Here is a 19,051-nt window from a genome sequence, read left to right as displayed (position 1 = left end):
GCGGGTCGGAAACAACGAACGCTATAACGTTGCAAGGGTCACTGCAAAGGCCTGCCAAAAGTCATGTGCAAAATCGCAAAAACGTACGCCATACAAACACTTGGCGGGGATGTGGGCTCGCTGCGGGGCCGCATCGGCGACGGGCCCGGTCCTGGCGGTTCCCACAGGGGAAACCTGAACCGACAACCAAAGGTTAAACAATCATTTAGGTGCGCATTCTGAGCAGTGACCTGTGGATTTGATGCCATCTTCACGATACGGTTTGCATCAGTTCATCGAGCGCTGTCCGCATGTCCGTCCTTCGTTTTCCTGCCTCCTCCCCCCGCGCCTGGCCTGCCTGGCTGGCCAGGGCGACGATCCTCGCGCTGGCGCTCGTCGGCGTGGCGCACGCCGAGGAAACCTCGGTGATCATCGACGGCACCACCGGGCTGGTGCTCAGCGAGCATCATGCGGACGATCCGCATGCGCCCGCATCGTTGACCAAGATGATGACGATGTACCTGGCCTTCGAGGCGCTGCGCGACGGTCGGCTGAAGATGACCGACAAGATGCGCGTCTCGGCGCATGCGGCGGGCATGGAGCCAACCAAGCTCGGTCTTCGCGCGGGGCAGACGATCACCGTGCACGACGCGATCCTCGGCATGATCACCAAGTCCGCCAACGATGCGGCCACCGTGGTGGCCGAGCGGCTCGGCAAGGGCTCGGAGGCCCGTTTCGTCGACGCGATGAACGCGCAGGCGCTGCTGCTGGGCATGAGCCACACCCACTTCACCAACGCCTCCGGCCTGCCGGGGGGCGACGAGACCACCACCGCGCGCGACATGAGCCGGTTGGCGATGGCGCTGTACCGCGATTTCCCCGCCCGCGCCAAGCTGTTCGCAACGACCCGGTTCCGCTTCCGCGGTCGCCTGGTCCGTGGCCACAACCACCTGATGGCGCATTACCCGGGGATGGACGGACTGAAGACCGGCTACACCAACGCCGCCGGCTACAACCTGGCCTCGACCGCGGTGCGCAACGGCCACCGCCTGTTCGGCGTGGTGCTCGGCGGAGACACCTGGCGCGCGCGCGACCACCGCATGGCCGAGCTGCTCGACCGCGGCTTCGCCGACCGTGCACGCGAGGCCGCGGTGTTCGCGTCGGCGCCGCATCCGCAGCGCCACGGTCTGGCTCATCGCGTGCTTAGTGCGCTCTCGCCGATCGGCACGGCCGAAGCGGAGACGTTGCGTCCGCCGCCGCTGCAGGTCGCGATGCCGCCGGCCACGGAACCGGTGAAGGCCCAGCTGGCTCCCGCCCGCTGAGGGCGTTTGCGCCTCAGCCGTCCAGTTCGCTCCAGCGCGCGTAGGCCGCGTCCAGCTCGGACTGCAGCCGGGCCAACGCTTCGTTGGCTGCCGTGACGGCGGCGCTGTCCTGCCGGAAGAAGGCCGGGTCGCTCATCGCGGCGGTGCGCTCGGCGATGTCGTTCTCCAGCGTTTCGATGCGCATGGGCAGCTGGTCCAGTTCGCGCTGGTCCTTGAAGCTGAGTTTGCGTTTGGCCACGGCCGGCGCCGGCGCGGCCGGAGCAGCGGACGATGCGACCGCGGGCGTCGCGGCCGCGACCGGGGTGGTCGCAGGACGCTGGCGCAGCCAGTCGCTGTAGCCGCCCACGTATTCGCCGATCCGGCCATCGCCTTCCAGCACCAGGGTGCTGGTGACCACGTTGTCGAGGAAGGCGCGATCGTGGCTGACCAGCAGCAGGGTGCCGGGATAGTCGGTCAGCAGCTCTTCAAGCAGTTCCAGCGTCTCGACGTCGAGGTCGTTGGTCGGTTCGTCCATCACCAGCAGGTTGGACGGCTGGGCGAACAGCTTGGCCAGCAGCAGCCGGTTGCGCTCGCCGCCGGACAGCCGGGTGATCGGCGCCCGCGCGCGCTCCGGCGAGAACAGGAAGTCCTGCAGGTAGCCGACGATGTGCTTGCGCTGGCCGTTGAGCTCGATGAACTCGCGGCCCTCGGCCACGTTGTCCAGCGCGTTGAGGCTGTCGTTGAGCTGCGCGCGGTGCTGGTCGAAATAGGCGATCTGCAGGCCGGTGCCGAGCGTGGCGGTGCCGCGCTCGGGGGTGAGTTGGCCCAGCATGATCTTCAGCAGGGTGCTCTTGCCCGCGCCGTTGGGGCCGACGATGCCGATGCGGTCGCCGCGCATCACGGTGGTAGTGAGGTCGTCGATCAGCACGCGGCCGCCGTAGCTCTGGTGCACGTGTTCGAGGTCGATGACCTTCTTGCCGGAGGCCTGCGCCGCGGCGGCGGTGATCCTCACGTTGCCGGACAGTTCGCGCCGCTGCGCACGTTCCACGCGCAGCGCCTTGAGCGCGCGCACGCGACCTTCGTTGCGGGTGCGCCGGGCCTTGATGCCCTGGCGGATCCACACCTCTTCCTGCGCCAGCTTCTTGTCGAACAGCGCGTTGGCCTGCGCTTCGGCGTGCAGGCGCTCCTCGCGGCGGCGCAGGTAGTTGTCGTAGTCGCCGGGCCAGTCGGTGAGCTGGCCGCGGTCGATCTCGACGATGCGCGTGGCCAGCGCGCGCAGGAAGGCGCGGTCGTGGGTGACGAACACGATGCTGCCGTCGAACGACTTGAGGAAACCCTCCAGCCAGTCGATCGCCTCCACGTCCAGATGGTTGGTCGGCTCGTCCAGCAGCAGCACGTCGGGCTTGCGCACCAGCGCCTGGGCCAGCAGCACGCGACGCTTCATGCCGCCGGACAGCGCGGCGAAGTCGGTGTCGCCGGGCAGTTCCAGCCGGGCGATCACGTCGGCGACGCGGCGGTCCAGGTCCCAGCCGTTGCGCGCCTCGATCTGGTGCTGCACGTCACCGAGTGCGTCGAGGTCACCCTCGGCCAGCAGATGGTGGTAGCGCGCCAGCAGGTGGCCGAGGTCGCCCAGGCCATCGGAGACCACGTCGAACACGCTGCCTTCGGTGCCCTGCGGCACCTCTTGCGCCATGCGCGCGACGACGATGCCGTTCTGCACGCGCACCTCGCCGTCGTCGGCCTGCAGCTCGCCGGCGATCAGCTTCATCAGGGTGGATTTGCCTTCGCCGTTGCGACCGACGATGCACACGCGCTCGTTGCGGTCGATCGACAGGTCGACGTGTTCGAGCAGAAGGGGGCCGCCGATCGAGAAGTCGACGCGCTGCAATTGGATCAGGGACATCCGCCCATTGTACGGGTGCAGGGCGCTTGTCTGGATGTCGGTACATGCGGAGCCGGGCGGGGTGGTCTAGACTCCGGCGGCTTCCCTCCGGGATCGGTCATGAATCGATGGAATGAACGTTACGCGGGCGAGGACTTCCTGTTCGGCACCGCGCCCAACGCCTTCCTGCGCGCCGAGCGGCGTCGGCTGCCGGCCCGTGGCAGCGCGCTGGCGCTGGCCGACGGCGAGGGGCGCAACGGCGTCTGGCTCGCCGAACAGGGCCTGGACGTGCTGGCCGTGGATGCCTCCGAGGCCGGGCTGGCCAAGAGCCGCCGCCTGGCCGCCGAGCGCGGCGTGAGCCTCACCTGGGAGCTGGCCGACCTGGCCCGCTGGGATTTCGGGCATGAGCGCTTCGACGTGATCGCGGCGATCTTTTTCCAGTTCGCCGACCCGGCGCTGCGCGCCCGGATCTTCGAGGGCATCCGGGCTGCGTTGAAGCCCGGCGGCGTGCTGCTGCTGGAGGGCTATCGCCCCGAGCAGCTGGAATACCGCACCGGCGGGCCGTCCGAGCTCGCCCATCTGTATACCGAACCGATGCTGCGGGAGGCCTTCGCCGACCTGCAGATCGAACATCTGGCGTCGTACGACGCCGAACTGGACGAAGGTGCCGGCCATCGGGGGATGTCCGCGCTGATTGATCTGGTGGTACGCAAGCCCGGCTGAGTCCGGGCGTGGAGCGACCCTCGGGAGGAGGGCATGAAGGGGGCACAAACCGATCGCTATGCCGAGGCCAAGCGCGTTGCGCTGGCCGCTGCCGACCTGCCGGAGTCCGCGCGGGACGGGTTTGTCGTGGGCGAATGCGGGGTGGACGAGGCGTTGCTGCACGAGGTGCGCTGGATGCTTGCGGCGATCGATTCCACCCACACCGCACCGCTGCCGGTGCTGCAGGTCACGTCGCCGGACCTGACGGGACAGGACGCCCAGGCGCGGGATACCCGCCACTACCGGTTGCTGCGGCATCTCGGCGAGGGCGGCATGGGGACGGTCTACCTGGCCGAGCGGGTCGACGACGACTTCAGCCAGCAGGTGGCGCTGAAGCTGCTGACCGCCGCCGCCGAAGGTTCGCCGGTCCTGACCGAGCGGTTCTGCCAGGAGCGCAAGCTGCTGGCCCGGCTCGAGCATTCCGGCATCGCACGCCTCCTCGACGGCGGCCTGCTCGCCGACGGCCGGCCATTCCTGGCGATGGAGTACGTCGACGGCGAGCGGGTCGACGTCTGGTGCGACCGCCGCGGGCTGGACCTGACCGGACGGATCGAACTGTTCCTGAAAGTCTGTACGGCGGTGGAGTACGCCCATCGCAACCTGATCATCCACCGCGACATCAAGCCGGCGAACATCCTGGTGACGGCGGACGGATCGCCGAAGCTGCTGGACTTCGGCATCGCGCGGATGGTCGGTGATCACCTCGACCCCCAGCGGACCGCGACCGCCGCCCAGGCGATGACACTGGCCTACGCCAGTCCCGAGCAGATCGAGCGGTTGCCGCTGACGGCCGCGGCCGACGTGTATTCGCTGGGCGTGGTGCTGTACCAGCTGGTCGCCGGTCGCCGGCCCTATCAGGAGCTGGTGACTCCGCACGTGCTGTCCAACGCGATCATCGCCGGCAACCTCGTGTCGCCCAGCCGTGCCGCCCGCCTGGCCCGGCAGGAGGCCGGCCTGCCGCCGGCCCGCGGACGGGCAGTGCCATCGGACCTGGAGGCGATCATCCTCAAGGCGTTGCGCCGCCGGATCGACGAGCGCTACGCCAGCGTCACCGCGCTCGCGGTGGACCTGCGGCGCTTCCTCGAGTGTCGTCCGGTCGAGGCGCGGCGCGGCCGGCACTGGTACCGCGCGCGCCGCTACATGCAGCGCAACCGCTGGCCGCTGACCGCGGCGGCGGCCGTGCTGCTCACCATGCTGGCGGGCCTGTTCGCGTCGCTGGTCGCCCTCGGCGATGCGCGTGCGGCACGCAGTCTCGCCGAGCAGCGGCAGCAGCAGCTCGAGCGCGTGGTGGCCTTCCAGCAGTCGATGCTCGACAGCGTGGACATCGACGCGATGGGGCACGCCATCACCCGCGCGCGCCTGGCCGATACCTCGACAAACCCTGCCGGTTCCACCGACCTGGCCCGGCGCATGCTGGACACCTTCGTGGTCAATCACGCACTGGACCGGATCGGCCCCGATTTCGCCGATGCGCCGCGGCTGGCCGCGGACGTCCGCCAGTCGCTGGCACGGGTGCTGCTCAACATCGGCAGCTACGACCATGCGGCGACGGAGCTGGAACAGGTACTGGCGGCCCGCCAGAGGCTGATGCCGGCCGATCCGGACGGAGTGCTTTCGGCGCAGCTGGACCTGGCGCGCGTGCGCCTGCGCCAGGGCGACCTGGCCTCGGCGGGCGCGCTCTACTCCGGCGTGGTCGCGGCCACCGCGCTGCGGCCGATCGGCGATCCGGTGCGGGTCCGGGCCCAGGCCGGCCGAGCCAAGGTGCTGTCGGGCCAGGGGCATCTGGAAGAGGCGCGCCAGGAGCAGCAGTCTCTCTTCAACGCGCTCAGCCGGACCATGCCGGCCACCGACCCGGGGCTGCTGCGGCTGCGACGCGATCTGGTCATCACCCTGATCGGGCTGGGCCAGCGCGACGAGGCACTGGAGCTGGCCCAGCCGATGGTCGAGCTGGACCGGACCACGTTCGGCGCCGAGGCGCCGGAAACCCTGGACGCGATGATCACCCTGGCGCAGCTGCAGCATTACCGCCACAACTTCGAGAAATCGCTGGTACTGGCGCGCGAGGTGGTTGCGATCCGTACCCGGCGCCTGGGAGCGAACCACCCCGACACGCTGGCCGCGCGTCACATGCTGGCGATGGACGAGGTTTATCTGTCGGGTGACGAGGCGACCTATGCGAAGGCGGATCAGGATGTGAAGGCGGTGATCGAGGCGCGCAGCCGCGTCCTGGGGCCGGATCACCCCGCGACCATCGCCTCGATGACCCTGATGGTCCGGTTGCTGGCCAAGCGCGGCAATGCCACCGACGACCCGGCCGTGCGGCATGCCTTCATGGCCCGTGCGATCGCCATCGAACAGCAGATTCTCGCGGCGCACCAGCGGCAACTGGGCGAGAACCACCCCGACACCCTGATGGCCCACGGCAGTCTCGCCAACCTGCTCAGCTACGACGGTCAGTACCAGGAGGCGCTGAGCCAGGCGCGGCTGACCCTGGCCGGACAGATCCGCGTGCTCGGGCCGCAGCATCCGATCGTGTTCGCGACCTACAACCTGCTGGGCGACATCGAGGCCGCGGCCGGCCACTGGGCCGCGGCGCGCGATCCCTACGAAAAGGCCCTGGAAGGGCGCAACGAGCTGCTCGGCAAGGGCGATGCGCACACCATCGAGAGCGCATCGCGGCTGTACGGCGTGCTGGAACACCTGCATGACACGGCGGCGGCCCAGGCCGTGCGCCAGCGCTACATGGATCCGGTCATCGCGATGGATCCGGGCAAGCTCAACGCGAGCCTTCGCGGCGAACGCCAGGAGGCCTTGAGCATGCTCGGCGCCGCCAAGTCGCCCCAGCTGCCTTGAGCCGGGAGACTGCCGGGGCGGACGACCTGGCCGACCGAGGGCGAAAAAAAGACCCCGCGCCGGAGCGCGGGGCCTTGGGCGACTCCCGGCGGAGCGGGTCGCTTACTTCAGCTTGGCGTCGGCGCGCAGCGCCTCGGCCTTGTCGGTCTGCTCCCAGGAGAACGCGGTGAAGGCCTTGCCGGCGGCGTCCTTCATCTCGTAGGGCTTGCGGCCGAAGTGGCCGTAGCTCGCGGTCTGCTGGTACATCGGGTGGATCAGGTCGAGCATCTGGATGATGCCGTACGGACGCAGGTCGAAGTGCTTGCGGATCAGCTTCTCGATCTTCTCGTCGGCGATCTTGCCGGTGCCGAAGGTGGTCACCGAGATCGAGGTCGGCTCGGCCACGCCGATGGCGTAGGAGACCTGCACCTCGCAGCGGTCGGCCAGGCCGGCGGCCACCACGTTCTTGGCCACGTAGCGAGCCGCGTAGGCGGCCGAACGGTCGACCTTGGACGGGTCCTTGCCGGAGAACGCGCCGCCGCCGTGGCGGGCCCAGCCGCCGTAGGTGTCGACGATGATCTTGCGGCCGGTCAGGCCGCAGTCGCCCACCGGGCCGCCGATCACGAACTTGCCGGTCGGGTTGATGTGGAACTTGGTGCCCTTGTGCAGCCATTTCTCAGGCAGCACCGGCTTGAGGATGTGCTCGCGTACGGCCTCAATCAGGTGTTTCTGCTTGATGTCCGGGTCGTGCTGGGTCGACAGCACCACCGCGTCGATGGCCACGGCCTTGCCGTTCTCGTAGCGCAGGGTGACCTGGCTCTTGGCATCCGGGCGCAGCCACGGCAGCGGCGAGTTCTTCTTCTTGCGGATCTTCGCCTGCTGCTCGACCAGGCGGTGCGACAGGTGGATCGCCGCCGGCATGAAGCTGCTGGTCTCGTTGGTGGCGTAGCCGAACATCAGGCCCTGGTCGCCGGCGCCCTGTTCCTCCGGCTTCTTGCGGTCCACGCCCTGGTTGATGTCCGGCGACTGCTTGCCGATCAGGTTCAGCACGCCGCAGGTGGCGCCGTCGAAGCCGACTTCGGAGGAGTCGTAGCCGATGTCGACGATGACCTTGCGGGTCAGTGCCTCCAGGTCGATCCAGGCGCTGGTGGTGATCTCGCCGGCGACGATCGCCACGCCGGTCTTCACCATGGTTTCGCACGCCACGCGGGCACGCGGGTCCTGCGCGAGGATCGCGTCGAGGACGGCATCGGAGATCTGGTCGGCGACCTTGTCCGGGTGGCCTTCGGAGACCGACTCGGAGGTGAAGAGATGGCTGCTCATCGCGGGCTATATCCTTCCTTTCGGATAAAGAGATAAAAAGAAAACGGGGATGATACAACGCCGGTCGAGGGTTTGCAGCGGCGGCCGGATGGGGTGGCCTGCCTCCCGTTCAGCCGTCTGGACGGCTGTGCCGGCATCCCGGATCAGGCCAGCTCGCAGCGGTTGCGGCCGCCGCGCTTGGCCCGGTACAGGGCGCTGTCGGCGCGCTCGAAGGCGCTCTCCGGGGAGTCGTCGGCGCGCAGCACGGTGACGCCGCACGACAGCGTGATGCGGACCGGGCGCTGCTGGCCGTGGAAACCCAGGCTCTCGATCCGCCGACGCAGCGATTCGGCGGCGCGCAGGGCGGCCTCGGCACCCACGCCGGCGAGAACCACCACGAACTCCTCGCCACCGTAGCGCGCGAGCAGGTCGTCCGAGCGCAGGCCGGCGCGCAGCTGTTCGGCGACGATGCGCAGGGCGCGGTCGCCGGCGGCATGGCCGAAGTTGTCGTTGATCTGCTTGAAACGGTCGATGTCCAGCACCAGCAGGCTGCTCTGGGCGCCGGAGCGCGCCGCGCGCAGGCACGCATCGGCAATGTGCTGCTCGAACACCAGGCGATTGGCGACGCCGGTCAGCGGATCGGTCGAGGCCAGCGCGCGCTCCTGGCGCAGGCTCGTCTCCATCGCCTGGGCCGAGCGTTCCAGTTCGCGGATGCGCTGGCTCATCTGCTCGGTGCGCGCCTGCCACTCGCGCTCGCGGGCGTCCTCGCGCTGGCGGAAGTTCTTCAGGTGGCCACTGATCGCACCGAGGCGCTGCTGCACCTGGGTCTGCAGCGCCCCCAGCTCGCACGCGCTGGCCACTTCCGATTCCAGCTCGCGGATCTCGCCCAGCACCTCCTGGTCAAGCTGCTCCCGCGCGCTGGCGCCGTCGCGATGGGACATGTCCTCGCGCGCCAGGTAGACGGCCAGTTCTTCCAGTTGCTCGGTGACGTGCTTGAGCAGCCGCTCGGCGGCATCGCGCGCTTCGGTCAGCCGTTCGCACTGGCGGTTGACCAGGGTGGCGATGGCCTCCGCCTGGACCGCCAGCGTGCCCGGGTCGGTGCTGTCGGAGATGGTCTGGCGCAGGGCCTCGAGACGGTCCAGTGCCTCGTCCCCAAGCTTCAGGCGGTCCACCAGTGCGAGCAGCATCTGGCCGACCGAGAGCGATTCGGTGAACGGCAGCGGATCCGGGGCGCGCCCGCCGGCGGCCTCGGGTTCGTCCAGCGCCTTGATCGCCTCGCCGAGCTCGGTGAGCAGGGGTTCGAGTTCCGCCTCGCCGACCGGCTCGCGGACCTGGCGGCGAATCGTCGCGAGCGCGGCGTCCAGGGCCGGGCCCCGCCCGTCGGCAGCGTAGGTCAGCCGGGTGACCAGGCGACGCAGCAGCGCGTCGAGCAGCGACCACTGCGCGCGGCTGCGCTCGAGCTGTGCAAGAGCATCACTGGCAGCAGCTGCGGTGGGGATGGCTTCCATGGGGGCCTGGTGGACGGCGGGTGGCTTATCGTACGCGCGCGGTCCATGTTGTGCACCGCCTTTGTGCGGCGGGGGCGATGGTCCGGATGCAGCGAATTGCGCAGCCTACGGGTGGCTTGGAGATCAGGCGGCGGCTTCGTGGATCGGCTCGCCGGCAGCCAGGGCGGCGAAATAGGTACGGGTCAGTGCGATCTGTTCGCGTGCGCTGTCGGCGCGGTTCACCACCTGGCGGAAGGCGGCGTTCTCCGGGCGGTCCTTGGCGTACCAGCCCAGATGCTTGCGCGCGATGCGCACCCCGGCCAGCTCGCCGTAGAACGCATGAAGGTGCTCGAGGTGGCCGAGCAGGATGGCGGCGACCTCGTCCGGAGTCGGTTCGGGCAGCGTCTCGCCGGTAGCCAGGTAGTGCGCGATCTCGCGGAAGATCCATGGCCGGCCCTGCGCGCCGCGGCCGATCATCACCGCGTCGGCGCCGGTGACATCGAGCACGTGGCGGGCACGTTCCGGCGTGGTGATGTCGCCGTTGGCAAGTACCGGGATGCGCACGCTGGCCTTCACCGCGGCGATCGTCTGGTACTCCGCCTCGCCCTCGTACTTGTCGGCCCGGGTGCGGCCGTGCACCGACAGCGCGGCGATGCCGGCATCCTCGGCGATGCGGGCGATGTTCAGGGCGTTCCGGTTCTCGCGGTCCCAGCCGGTGCGGATCTTCAGCGTGACCGGCACCCCGGCCGCCTCGACCACCGCCCGGCAGATGCGCGCGACCAGCGGCTCGTCCTGCAGCAGGGCGGAGCCGGACCACACGTTGCACACCTTCTTCGCCGGGCAGCCCATGTTGATGTCGATGATCTGGGCGCCGTTGGCCACGTTGAAGCGCGCCGCCTCGGCCAGCATCGCCGGGTCGTAGCCGGCGATCTGCACGCTGACCGGCTCGGGCTCGCCGTCGTGGTCCATTCGCCGCAGCGACTTGCGGGTGTGCCAGAGGCTGGGATCGGCGGTGGTCATCTCCGACACGGCCAGGCCCGCGCCCAGCCGTTTGCACAGCAGGCGGAACGGCTTGTCGGTGACGCCCGCCATAGGGGCGAGCACCACCGGCGGGTCGATGCGGTAGGGGCCGATCTGCATGGCGTTAGTGTAACGTCTGGGCGGAGATGCACCCGCGCCGGGCCGTGGCGGTCGCGGTGGCCGGGAGCTCCAAGGGAGACTCAGGGATACGATGTCCAGACACCTGGCCGCGATGGTGCTGTTGCTGCCGCTGGCAGCACATGCGGGCGGCGTCATGTCGATCAATGCGCTGCGTGCTCGGGCCGTGACCGATCCGCACGGCGTGATCGCCGACGTGCGTCAGCGTCTCGATCATGGCGGGCCGAACCTGGCGCAGGCGGACGAGCGCGCCCTGCTTTGGGGCATGGGCACGGCGGCGATCAACGCCGACGACGAAGCCGCACTGACCGAATCCACGCTGCGGCTGGACAGCCTCGGCCACGCCGGGGGAGACGCGGTCGCGCTGGCGGCGTCGGGGTTCCTGCGCGCCCGCCATGACGTGGCCAACGGCATCGGCGATGGGCTGGGCGAGGCGCTGCGCGCTGCCGCGCGGGTGCAGGGCAGCGGTGATGCGCAGCTTGTCGCCTGGGCGCGGTTCCAGCTGTGCGATGCCTACGCGCTGGCCGAGAGCGCCGCCAAGGCGCTGCCGCTGTGTCGTCGGGCCGAGGACAGCTATCGTGCCGTCGGCGATGCCTGGGGTATCGCCGATGCCGAGAACGACGAAGGCATTGCCCTGGCCACCCTCGGACGGACCCGGGAGGCGGCCGCGGCCTACCAGCGCTCGCGCCGCCGCTTCGCCGGACTGGGGGCCACCGAGCTGGCGGTGATGGTTGGTGACAACCTGTCCAAGATGTACCTGAAGTTGGGTCGGCCGCGCGAAGCGCTGGCGCTCTCGCGCACCTCGCTGGCGCACGAGCTGGCCGCGGGCCGGATCAGCGATTCGCTCGATTCCAGCACCGACATCGCGCGCGCCGAGGCGGCGCTGGGGCATCCCCATCAGGCCTACGCCATGATGCAGGCCACCGTGGCTCGCGCTCGTGCCGCCGGGATCGATGGGCAACTGGTCGACCTCCTGCGCAGTGAGAGCGAACTGGCCGAGCGGGCCGGCCGCATGCACGACGCGGTGGCCCAGTTGCGCGAGGCGTTGAAGCGGACGGCCGCCACCAGCACGCCTGCGTTGCGTGCCATCGAGGCCGAGCTGGAGGCGCGTTATGCGGTCCGTGAGAAAGAGCTGCGGATCCACGACCTGGAGCGCGAGAACCGGATCAAGGATCTGGCCCTGAAGGCGGCCCGCGCCGAGGCTCGACAGCGCGAAGAAGCGCGTCGGCGCGACGTGCTGGTGGGCCGGGTCACCGGCGGCGCGCTGGCCGGGCTGCTGCTGGTGGCTGTGCTGCTGTTCCTGCTGCTGCGGGCGCAGCGCAGGCATGCGGCCGAGCTGCGGCTGCAGGCGCTGCGCGATCCGCTCACCGGCATCGACAACCGGCGGGCGTTCCTGCAGCACGCCGACGCCCTGTTGCCGTTGCGCGGGGATGCGCCGGCGCCGGTGCTGATGCTGATCGACGTCGATCACTTCAAGCGCATCAACGACAGCGCTGGCCACCCGCAGGGCGACCGCGTGCTGGTGCAGGTGTCGACATTCCTGTGCGAAGCGGTCGGCACGCACGGCCGCGTGTCGCGCATCGGTGGCGAGGAGTTCGCGGTGCTTTGCCCGACGCTGGGGGCCGAGGCCGGCATGCGGTTGGCCGAGACGCTGCGGGCGGGCGTGGCAGGGCTGCCGCTGTCATCGAAGGTCGGCCCGGAGCGCGTGACGGTGAGCATCGGGGTGGCGGTGTTCGATGCCCTTCGGCACCTCGATCTGGACGGCTGGATGCGCGCGGCGGATGCCGCACTGTATGCCGCCAAGTCATCCGGTCGCGACCAGGCGGTGGCCGCTGCAAGGATAGACTAGCCCCGCCGTCGATCAGTGCGCGATGGCGCCGCCGAGGTCGCGCCCCGGCACGTGCTTGTGGCGGAACAGAATCAGGAAGGCGATCGCGACCACCACCGAATACGCGGCGAAACTGAGCCAGATGCCGCGCCAGTCCTTGGCGCCGTCCGGTGCGGTGAAGAAGGCCTCGATCACCACGCCGCTGATCGAGCTGCCGAGGATGGCACCGATGCCGTTGGTCATCATCATGAACAGGCCCTGCGCGCTGGCGCGGATCGCCGGGTCGCTCTGGCCCTCGACGAACAGGGAACCCGAGATGTTGAAGAAGTCGAAGGCCATGCCGTAGACGATGCACGACAGCACGATCATCCACAGCCCCGGACCCGGGTTGCCGTAGGCGAACAGGCCGAAGCGCAGCGCCCAGGCCGCCATCGAGATGAACATCACTGTCTTGATGCCGAAGCGCTTGAGGAAGAACGGAATGGCCAGGATGAACAGCGTTTCGGAGACCTGCGAGATCGACATGATGATCGCCGGGTACTTCACCGCGATCAGGTGCTGGTACGCGGGCACCGTCGCGAAGTCGTGCAGGAAGGTGTCGCCGTAGGCGTTGGTCAGCTGCAGCGAGGCGCCCAGCAGCATGGCGAAGATGAAGAAGATCGCCATCTTGGCGTTCTTGAACAGCTTGAACGAGGTCAGGCCCAGCGTGTCCAGCAGCGAGCGGCTGGAGGCGATGCGCTCGAGCTTGGGCGGGCAGGGCGGCAGGGCGAATGCGTAAAGCCCCAGCACCAGCGCCGCGCCGGCGGCGACGTAGAACTGGCCAGGGGTGGTTTCAAGGTGCAGCAGGCTCACCGTCCACAGCGCGGCGATGAAACCCACCGTGCCCCACACGCGGATCGGCGGAAACGCGGTCACCACGTCCAGCCCGTCGCGCTTGAGCGCGTTGTAGGCCACCGCATACGACAGCGCGATGGTGGGCATGTAGCAGCACATGTTCACCAGCATCACCCAGAACAGCACGCCGGGCTGGTCGATCATCGGCACGATGCACAGCACGATGGCGCCGAGGATGTGCAGCAGGCCGTAGAGCTTCTCGGCGTTGATCCACTTGTCCGCCACCACACCCATCAGCGAGGGCATGAACACCGAGGCGATGCCCATGGTCGAGAAGATCGCGCCGAACTGCGCGCCGCCCCAGTGCTTGTTCTGGAACCAGTACGCGCCGATGGTGATCAGCCAGGATCCCCAGACGAAGAACTGCAGGAAATTCATCACCACCAGGCGGAACTTGATACTCATCGGTCGGCTTCGTGCGGCAAGTGGGTGGGGCGTTTCTGCACGCGGCGGCGATCGCGGCCAGGGCCACGGTTTCGACCGGAAGCGACAGGAGGCATTCCCCGGATCGGTCCCGCCGGGGCGGGATGCAGTGCGCCGCAGCGTAGAGGAGCCGGCCGGCGAGGAGCAAGCCGCGCCGCGGTGGGCATGGGCCCCCTACACTGGCTGCCCTAGCTTTCGCCGGATCGGTTTCCATGGGCAGCCTCCTCACCATCGCCGTGGTCCACCTGCTCGCGCTTGCGAGCCCGGGGCCGGATTTCCTGTTCGTCTCGCAGACCGCGGCGGCCCGTTCGCGCGCGCAGGCGATGGCCGGCGTGTGCGGCATCGCGCTGGGGGTGGCGGTGTGGGCCGCGCTGGCCCTGCTCGGGCTGCATCTGGTGATGGCGCGCCTGGGCTGGCTGCAGAAGGCGATCGCCACGGCAGGGGCGGCCTACCTGATCTGGCTGGGCGTGCAACTGCTGCGCAGCACCTGGCGAGGTTCCGGCCGCGCCGCGCCCGCACGCGTCGCGCCCGATGCCTGGCACAGCCTGCGCTCCGGGCTGCTGACCAATCTCTCCAACCCCAAGGCGCTGGTCTACTTCGGCAGTGTGTTCTCGGTGCTGGTGGGGCCGGCCGCAAGCGCGGGCACGCGCTGGCTCATCGGTGGACTGGTGGTGGGCGAGACGCTGGCGTGGTTCGCCCTGGTGGCGGCGTGCTTCGGCCTGCCGGCGGTCCGTCGCGGCTACCTGCGGATGGCCCGCGCGATCGATGCGCTGGCGGGTGCGGTGTTCGTGCTGTTCGGCCTGCGCTTGCTGCTGGGCGAGCGCCCGGTCTGAAGTCACCGTGGCTCAGTCGGCCTCGAACGCGCCGCGCAGCCAGCGCATCCGGGCTTCCTCGCCGGTGCCGTCGTAGCTGACCACGTCGAAGCGACAGGTCCGCCGGGCATGCTGCGGATGGGCGGCGAGCCACAGCGAGGCGGTACGGATGAGGCGCCCGCGCTTGCTGGCGGTGATCGACGCCGCGGCACCGCCGTGGCCGTTGCGCGCACGCTGGCGCACTTCGACGAAGACGATCTGCTCGCCATCGCGCATCACCAGGTCCAGTTCGCCATGCCGGGTGGTGTAGTTGCACGACAGCAGGACCAGTCCTGCGCGTTCCAGGTCGCGCCGGGCGAGCGCCTCGAAGGCGGCGCCGGCCTGGCGCATCAGGGCTGGCCGGCGCTGCTGGCCGGTGCCGGCAGTCCGCTGCCCGGAGCTTGTTCCGGTGGAGCAACCGACGGGGCATCCAGTTGCAGGCTGCCGGTCAGCGGGCGCGCCACGCCATCGGTGAACTTCGCCCACACCAGTACGCGCCGCACGTGGCCGAAGGGATCGGCGGCGAGCTGGCCGGTGGCGCCGGGCAGGTAGCTGCCCGGGTGGTCGCGCAACCAGCCGAGGTACGGCACCAGGTTCCATGCGTCCATACCGAAGGCGAACAGTCGCGCCGCACTGCCGCTGGCGGCCGGGAGCAGGGCGGCGATGCCGGCGTGCGGCGGCAGTCCGGGCTGGGCATCGAACAGCCAGGGGGCGTCGCAGAACTCCACGCCTTCCAGGTCGCGGTCATCGCCGGCATCGTCGGTGCCGCCGTAGATGTGGGAGGTGCCGAAGACCGGCAACGTGATGTGCGCCACGCGCAGCTGCGGCAACAGCAGGCGTGCCTGCTCGGGACGCATGCTGATGAAGATCGCCGCGTCGGGCTGGGCGGCCGGAATGTTCATGCCGGCGATGGTCTGGGTGAAGTTGATGGCGCCGACGGCAAGCGACGCCTGCGTCACCACCTGTCCGCCGCGCGCGACCAGCTCGGCCTTGAACGCCGCGGCGGCACGCTGCGCGAAATCCTGGGCAGACACGATCACGTAGGCCGAGTGCAGCCCGCGCTCGATCAGGTGGTCGGCGGCCTGGGCCCCCTCGGTCTCGGGCAGCAGGCCGAACTCGGTGACGTTGGCCGAGGGAGGCGTGTTGTCGTCGGCATGGTTCAGGGCGAGCACCGGTACCGGCAGGATGGCCTGGGTGGCGACGGCGGTGACCGCCGCGCGGGTGAGGGGACCGACCACCAGTTCGGCGCCGTCGCTCACGGCCTGCTGGTAGGCCTTCACTGCTCCGGCGGCGGTGCCGTCGCTGCCGTAGACGCGCACTTCCGCACGCGGCGCATGGCTCCGGCTGGCGTCGGCATAGGCGGCGAAGAAGCCCTCGCGGACAGAGGTGGATGCGCTGGCGAACTCCGGCGAATCGGGCAACAGCAGGGCGATCCGCGCGGGCATCTGGTAGCCCTCGCGGACGTTGGCGTCGGCGCCGGGCATCATCGTGCCCACCGGCTGGTCCAGCGATGGCTGCGGCGTGGCGACGGTGATGCCGCGCTGCGAGAGGGATTCGTTGATCCACGGCAGCATGCGGTCCGACGGGGTCATGGCGCGGGCACGCTGCTGCAGTTCGGCCACGCTGAGCTTGCCGAGCTGCGCCAGCACCTCGCGCTGGTTCTGTGCCCGGTCCAGTCCACTGAGCGAGTCGTCCATCTGCGCACGGGTACGCGCTGCGGTCCAGTGGTCGCCGATGGCATCCAGTGCGCGGGCGCGCATTTCCAGCAGCCGCAACTGCAGATCCTGCGGTACCCGCAGGCTCGGTTGCGTGGTGAGGCTGAGTGCGGTGCGCGGATCGTTGTGGTGCAGGGCGATCTCGGCGCGCAGCAGATCCAGCCGCACCGGCTCGTCGCCGCTGAGGCGATCGCGGCGGATGTTGGCGAGCACGGCGGCGGTCTTGTCCAGGTCGCCTTCCTGCCGGTACGCCTCCGCCGCGCTGAGGCGGTAGGCGTCGGCATGGGCGGGACTGTTGCCGGCCAGGGTCAGGTATGCCTGTGCGGCCTGGTCGAAATTGCCCTGCTGGCGCAGTGTGTCGGCCTGATGCAAGGCGGCGATCTCGGCGGGCGAGCGCTGGGTGGCCGTCGGTACGCAGGCGGTGAGCGCAAGGCTGATCAGCAGGCCGAGGCCGGCGGCGCGAGTCAGGCGCATGGAGAATCCCTTGGGTCGTGATCGGAAAGGTAGGACTGCGCGATGATAGACGATCAATCCGTCGCGCCGCGGCGGACGAGGATCCCAGTCGATGCCATCCAGCCAATCCGGTTCCCTGTGGGTGGTCGCCACGCCGATCGGCCACCGCGACGATATTTCCGCACGCGCCATCCAGACCTTGCGCGAAGTTGCGGTGATCGCCGCCGAAGACACCCGGCACAGCCGCCCATTGCTGCAGCATCACGGCATCGGTACGCCACTGGTGGCTTTGCACGAACACAACGAGCGCGAGGTGGTGGACGGCCTGGTTCGCCGTATGACCGAGGGCGAGTCGGTGGCGCTGATCTCCGATGCCGGCACGCCGTTGATCTCCGATCCGGGATTCCGGCTGGTGCGCGCCGCCCGCGCCGCTGGCGTGCGCTGTATCCCGGTGCCGGGTGCCTGCGCGGCGATCGCGGCCCTGTCGGTGGCCGGGTTGCCCAGCGACCGTTTCGTGTTCGAGGGCTTCCTGCCACCGAAGGCTGCAGCGCGGCGCGCCCGCCTGCAGGAGCTGGCTGGGGAAGGGCGCACGCTGATCTTCTACGAGTCCTCGCACCGCGTGGCGGAGAGCCTGGCGGACATGCGCGACGCTTTCGGCGCGCAGCGCGAGGCGGTGCTGGCCCGCGAGCTGACCAAGTTGTTCGAGACCGTGCTGGGCGAGCCGCTGGGCGAGCTGGCCGCGCGGGTCGCCGCCGACCCTGACCAGCAGCGCGGCGAATGCGTGGTGCTGGTGGCCGGGCGCGGCGAGGAAGCTGACGCCCGGCTGGCCGAGGGCGAGCGGGTGTTCGCGATCCTGCGCGGGGAGTTGCCGCCGGCGAAGGCAGCCAAGCTGGCCGCGGCGATCAGCGGCGCCCCGCGCAAGCTTCTCTACGAAGCGTAGGAGCGCACTCTGTGCGCGAATGCTCTTGCTCTGCGAAGAGATCAGGGCGAAAAGCATCGCGCACAGGGTGCGCTCCTACTAGAATCGTCGGTGGAGTTGGCCGGGCAGTCGCGTCGCATTTCGGTGCGTCGAGGAAAGTCCGGGCTCCACAGGGCAGAGTGCCAGGTAACTCCTGGGCGGCGTGAGCCGACGGCCAGTGCAACAGAGAGCAGACCGCCGATGGCCCGCAAGGGCACAGGTAAGGGTGAAAGGGTGCGGTAAGAGCGCACCGCGTACGGGGCCAACGCCGTACGGCACGGTAAACCCCACTCGGAGCAAGACCAAATAGGGGGACGATAACGCGGCCCGCGTTGTTCCCGGGTAGGTTGCTGGAGCCAGGCGGCGACGCCTGGCCGAGAGGAATGACTGTCGCGTCGCAAGACGTACAGAACCCGGCTTACAGGCCGACTCCACCTTTTTCCACCCCGGGCGGGCGACCGTCCGGGGTTTTTTGTGGTGCGGCCGGTTCTGAATGCCGGTTCATCCCGGGTGGCGTGGGACTGCGCCACTGGCGTGGGACAAAAATTCCATGGTTTCAAGCATCTTGCCGGGCTTCCTCAGGTAAGAGGTGAAATTTGGTCACCTCTTTGCCTTTACTCCTTGATTCACAAAAGAAATTCCCTTGACAGTCTCAGGGGGCGAGACTATCGTGGGTTTCGGTGTGAAATCGTGGGTTTTTGTGGAGCCATTGGGCCGTGTTCCAGGGCGAGACCGCCATCAGCGTTGACGACAAGGGCCGGCTGGCCATCCCGACGACGTATCGGGAGCTGGTCGCGGGCGCCTGTGCCAATCGGCTGGTGGTGACCTACAACCCGTTCGAGCACGGCTGTCTCTGGCTGTTTCCCCATGCGGAGTGGGAGCAGGTGCGCGATCAGGTCAATGCGTTGCCCAGCGTCAAGGCCGCCCATCGCAACCTGCAGATGAAGCTGGTGGGTGCCGCGGCGGTGGTCGAGCCGGACAGCGCCGCGCGGATCCTGCTGCCGGCGAGCCAGCGAAGTACCGCCGGGATCGAGAAGAAGGCGGTGCTGCTGGGCATGGGCAACAAGTTCGAGCTGTGGAGCGAGCAGGCCCATCTGGCAAAGATCCGCCAGACCCTCGGCGAAGACGACATCACCCACGAAATGGCAGATCTGCGCCTCTGAGATTGCAGGCGGCGCAACGACAAAGGCGGGACGGGAGCGGGAGTGCGGTATGGGCGAGAGCCG

At 69.2% G+C, this 19,051-nt stretch carries 14 protein-coding genes and 1 other RNA gene; 8 read left to right on the top strand and 7 right to left on the bottom strand.

The window, feature by feature from the left end; translation table 11 throughout:
- Nucleotides 1–290: 290 nt before the first annotated feature.
- The gene (locus tag ATSB10_RS11280) at nucleotides 291–1,301 is read left to right on the top strand and encodes a D-alanyl-D-alanine carboxypeptidase family protein (protein WP_063672915.1); all 1,011 of its coding nucleotides are present in this window, start codon (nucleotides 291–293) and stop codon (nucleotides 1,299–1,301) included.
- Nucleotides 1,302–1,314: 13 nt separating this feature from the next.
- On the opposite strand, the gene ATSB10_RS11275 is transcribed toward ATSB10_RS11280, so the two are convergent.
- Nucleotides 1,315–3,183: an ATP-binding cassette domain-containing protein gene (locus ATSB10_RS11275; RefSeq protein WP_063672913.1), complete on the bottom strand. Its 1,869-nt coding sequence runs from the start codon at nucleotides 3,181–3,183 to the stop codon at nucleotides 1,315–1,317.
- Nucleotides 3,184–3,282: 99 nt separating this feature from the next.
- On the opposite strand from ATSB10_RS11275, the gene ATSB10_RS11270 reads away from it, so the two are divergent.
- Nucleotides 3,283–3,885 carry a class I SAM-dependent methyltransferase gene (locus tag ATSB10_RS11270; protein WP_063672911.1) on the top strand — a complete coding sequence of 201 codons (603 nt, stop codon included), beginning with the start codon at nucleotides 3,283–3,285 and terminating at the stop codon, nucleotides 3,883–3,885.
- Between the two features lie 33 nt (nucleotides 3,886–3,918).
- Entirely contained in the window at nucleotides 3,919–6,777 is a 2,859-nt protein-coding gene (locus ATSB10_RS11265; protein WP_063672910.1) for a serine/threonine-protein kinase, read from the top strand.
- 102 nt (nucleotides 6,778–6,879) lie between these two features.
- Here the strand turns inward: ATSB10_RS11265 and metK are convergent, their stop codons facing one another.
- The 3 genes from metK to dusB form a co-directional block, all read right to left on the bottom strand.
- Nucleotides 6,880–8,079: a methionine adenosyltransferase gene (gene metK, locus ATSB10_RS11260; protein ID WP_063672908.1), complete on the bottom strand. Its 1,200-nt coding sequence runs from the start codon at nucleotides 8,077–8,079 to the stop codon at nucleotides 6,880–6,882.
- 143 nt (nucleotides 8,080–8,222) lie between these two features.
- The gene (locus ATSB10_RS11255; RefSeq protein WP_063672906.1) at nucleotides 8,223–9,566 is read right to left on the bottom strand and encodes a GGDEF domain-containing protein; all 1,344 of its coding nucleotides are present in this window, start codon (nucleotides 9,564–9,566) and stop codon (nucleotides 8,223–8,225) included.
- Between the two features lie 123 nt (nucleotides 9,567–9,689).
- Entirely contained in the window at nucleotides 9,690–10,685 is a 996-nt protein-coding gene (gene dusB / locus ATSB10_RS11250) for a tRNA dihydrouridine synthase DusB (RefSeq protein WP_063672903.1), read from the bottom strand.
- A gap of 91 nt (nucleotides 10,686–10,776) precedes the next feature.
- Here dusB and ATSB10_RS11245 point away from each other — a divergent pair, with 91 nt between their 5' ends.
- Nucleotides 10,777–12,552: a tetratricopeptide repeat-containing diguanylate cyclase gene (locus ATSB10_RS11245; RefSeq protein WP_157469204.1), complete on the top strand. Its 1,776-nt coding sequence runs from the start codon at nucleotides 10,777–10,779 to the stop codon at nucleotides 12,550–12,552.
- Between the two features lie 12 nt (nucleotides 12,553–12,564).
- Here ATSB10_RS11245 and ATSB10_RS11240 read toward each other — a convergent pair whose 3' ends face one another.
- On the bottom strand, nucleotides 12,565–13,830 hold the full coding sequence (locus ATSB10_RS11240) for a nucleoside permease (RefSeq protein WP_063672897.1): 1,266 nt from the start codon (nucleotides 13,828–13,830) through the stop codon (nucleotides 12,565–12,567).
- A gap of 230 nt (nucleotides 13,831–14,060) precedes the next feature.
- Here ATSB10_RS11240 and ATSB10_RS11235 point away from each other — a divergent pair, with 230 nt between their 5' ends.
- Nucleotides 14,061–14,681 carry a LysE family transporter gene (locus ATSB10_RS11235; RefSeq protein WP_063672895.1) on the top strand — a complete coding sequence of 207 codons (621 nt, stop codon included), beginning with the start codon at nucleotides 14,061–14,063 and terminating at the stop codon, nucleotides 14,679–14,681.
- Nucleotides 14,682–14,693: 12 nt separating this feature from the next.
- Here the strand turns inward: ATSB10_RS11235 and ATSB10_RS11230 are convergent, their stop codons facing one another.
- Together ATSB10_RS11230 and ATSB10_RS11225 are read right to left on the bottom strand one after the other, a co-directional pair.
- A complete protein-coding gene (locus ATSB10_RS11230; protein WP_063672892.1) occupies nucleotides 14,694–15,050 on the bottom strand; it encodes a YraN family protein in 357 nt (118 codons plus the stop codon).
- Nucleotides 15,050–16,888 carry a penicillin-binding protein activator gene (locus ATSB10_RS11225; RefSeq protein ID WP_063672889.1) on the bottom strand — a complete coding sequence of 613 codons (1,839 nt, stop codon included), beginning with the start codon at nucleotides 16,886–16,888 and terminating at the stop codon, nucleotides 15,050–15,052. Before ATSB10_RS11225 ends, ATSB10_RS11230 begins: the two co-directional genes overlap by 1 nt.
- A 91-nt stretch (nucleotides 16,889–16,979) precedes the next feature.
- Between ATSB10_RS11225 and rsmI the strand changes: the two genes are divergently transcribed.
- The 3 genes from rsmI (at nucleotide 16,980) to mraZ (ending at nucleotide 18,988) form a co-directional block, all read left to right on the top strand.
- Entirely contained in the window at nucleotides 16,980–17,807 is an 828-nt protein-coding gene (gene rsmI, locus ATSB10_RS11220) for a 16S rRNA (cytidine(1402)-2'-O)-methyltransferase (RefSeq protein ID WP_063672886.1), read from the top strand.
- 92 nt (nucleotides 17,808–17,899) lie between these two features.
- Nucleotides 17,900–18,262, top strand: an RNA gene (rnpB, locus tag ATSB10_RS11215) — RNase P RNA component class A.
- Between the two features lie 279 nt (nucleotides 18,263–18,541).
- Nucleotides 18,542–18,988 (top strand): division/cell wall cluster transcriptional repressor MraZ, encoded by a 447-nt coding sequence (mraZ, locus tag ATSB10_RS11210; protein ID WP_063672883.1) that lies wholly within the window; start codon nucleotides 18,542–18,544, stop codon nucleotides 18,986–18,988.
- Nucleotides 18,989–19,051 lie beyond the last annotated feature (63 nt).

The organism is Dyella thiooxydans (genome assembly GCF_001641285.1).
Taxonomy (GTDB): domain Bacteria; phylum Pseudomonadota; class Gammaproteobacteria; order Xanthomonadales; family Rhodanobacteraceae; genus Dyella_A; species Dyella_A thiooxydans.
Note: the sequence above shows the minus strand (reverse complement) of the source record. Positions and strands in the feature narration are given on the sequence as shown.

Coding starts and splice junctions, on each gene's coding strand:
- ATSB10_RS11280 (WP_063672915.1), top strand. CDS start 291: ATGTCCGTCCTTCGTTTTCCTGCCTCCTCCCCCCGCGCCTGGCCTGCC.
- ATSB10_RS11275 (WP_063672913.1), bottom strand. CDS start 3,183: ATGTCCCTGATCCAATTGCAGCGCGTCGACTTCTCGATCGGCGGCCCC.
- ATSB10_RS11270 (WP_063672911.1), top strand. CDS start 3,283: ATGAATCGATGGAATGAACGTTACGCGGGCGAGGACTTCCTGTTCGGC.
- ATSB10_RS11265 (WP_063672910.1), top strand. CDS start 3,919: ATGAAGGGGGCACAAACCGATCGCTATGCCGAGGCCAAGCGCGTTGCG.
- metK (WP_063672908.1), bottom strand. CDS start 8,079: ATGAGCAGCCATCTCTTCACCTCCGAGTCGGTCTCCGAAGGCCACCCG.
- ATSB10_RS11255 (WP_063672906.1), bottom strand. CDS start 9,566: ATGGAAGCCATCCCCACCGCAGCTGCTGCCAGTGATGCTCTTGCACAG.
- dusB (WP_063672903.1), bottom strand. CDS start 10,685: ATGCAGATCGGCCCCTACCGCATCGACCCGCCGGTGGTGCTCGCCCCT.
- ATSB10_RS11245 (WP_157469204.1), top strand. CDS start 10,777: ATGTCCAGACACCTGGCCGCGATGGTGCTGTTGCTGCCGCTGGCAGCA.
- ATSB10_RS11240 (WP_063672897.1), bottom strand. CDS start 13,830: ATGAGTATCAAGTTCCGCCTGGTGGTGATGAATTTCCTGCAGTTCTTC.
- ATSB10_RS11235 (WP_063672895.1), top strand. CDS start 14,061: ATGGGCAGCCTCCTCACCATCGCCGTGGTCCACCTGCTCGCGCTTGCG.
- ATSB10_RS11230 (WP_063672892.1), bottom strand. CDS start 15,050: ATGCGCCAGGCCGGCGCCGCCTTCGAGGCGCTCGCCCGGCGCGACCTG.
- ATSB10_RS11225 (WP_063672889.1), bottom strand. CDS start 16,888: ATGCGCCTGACTCGCGCCGCCGGCCTCGGCCTGCTGATCAGCCTTGCG.
- rsmI (WP_063672886.1), top strand. CDS start 16,980: ATGCCATCCAGCCAATCCGGTTCCCTGTGGGTGGTCGCCACGCCGATC.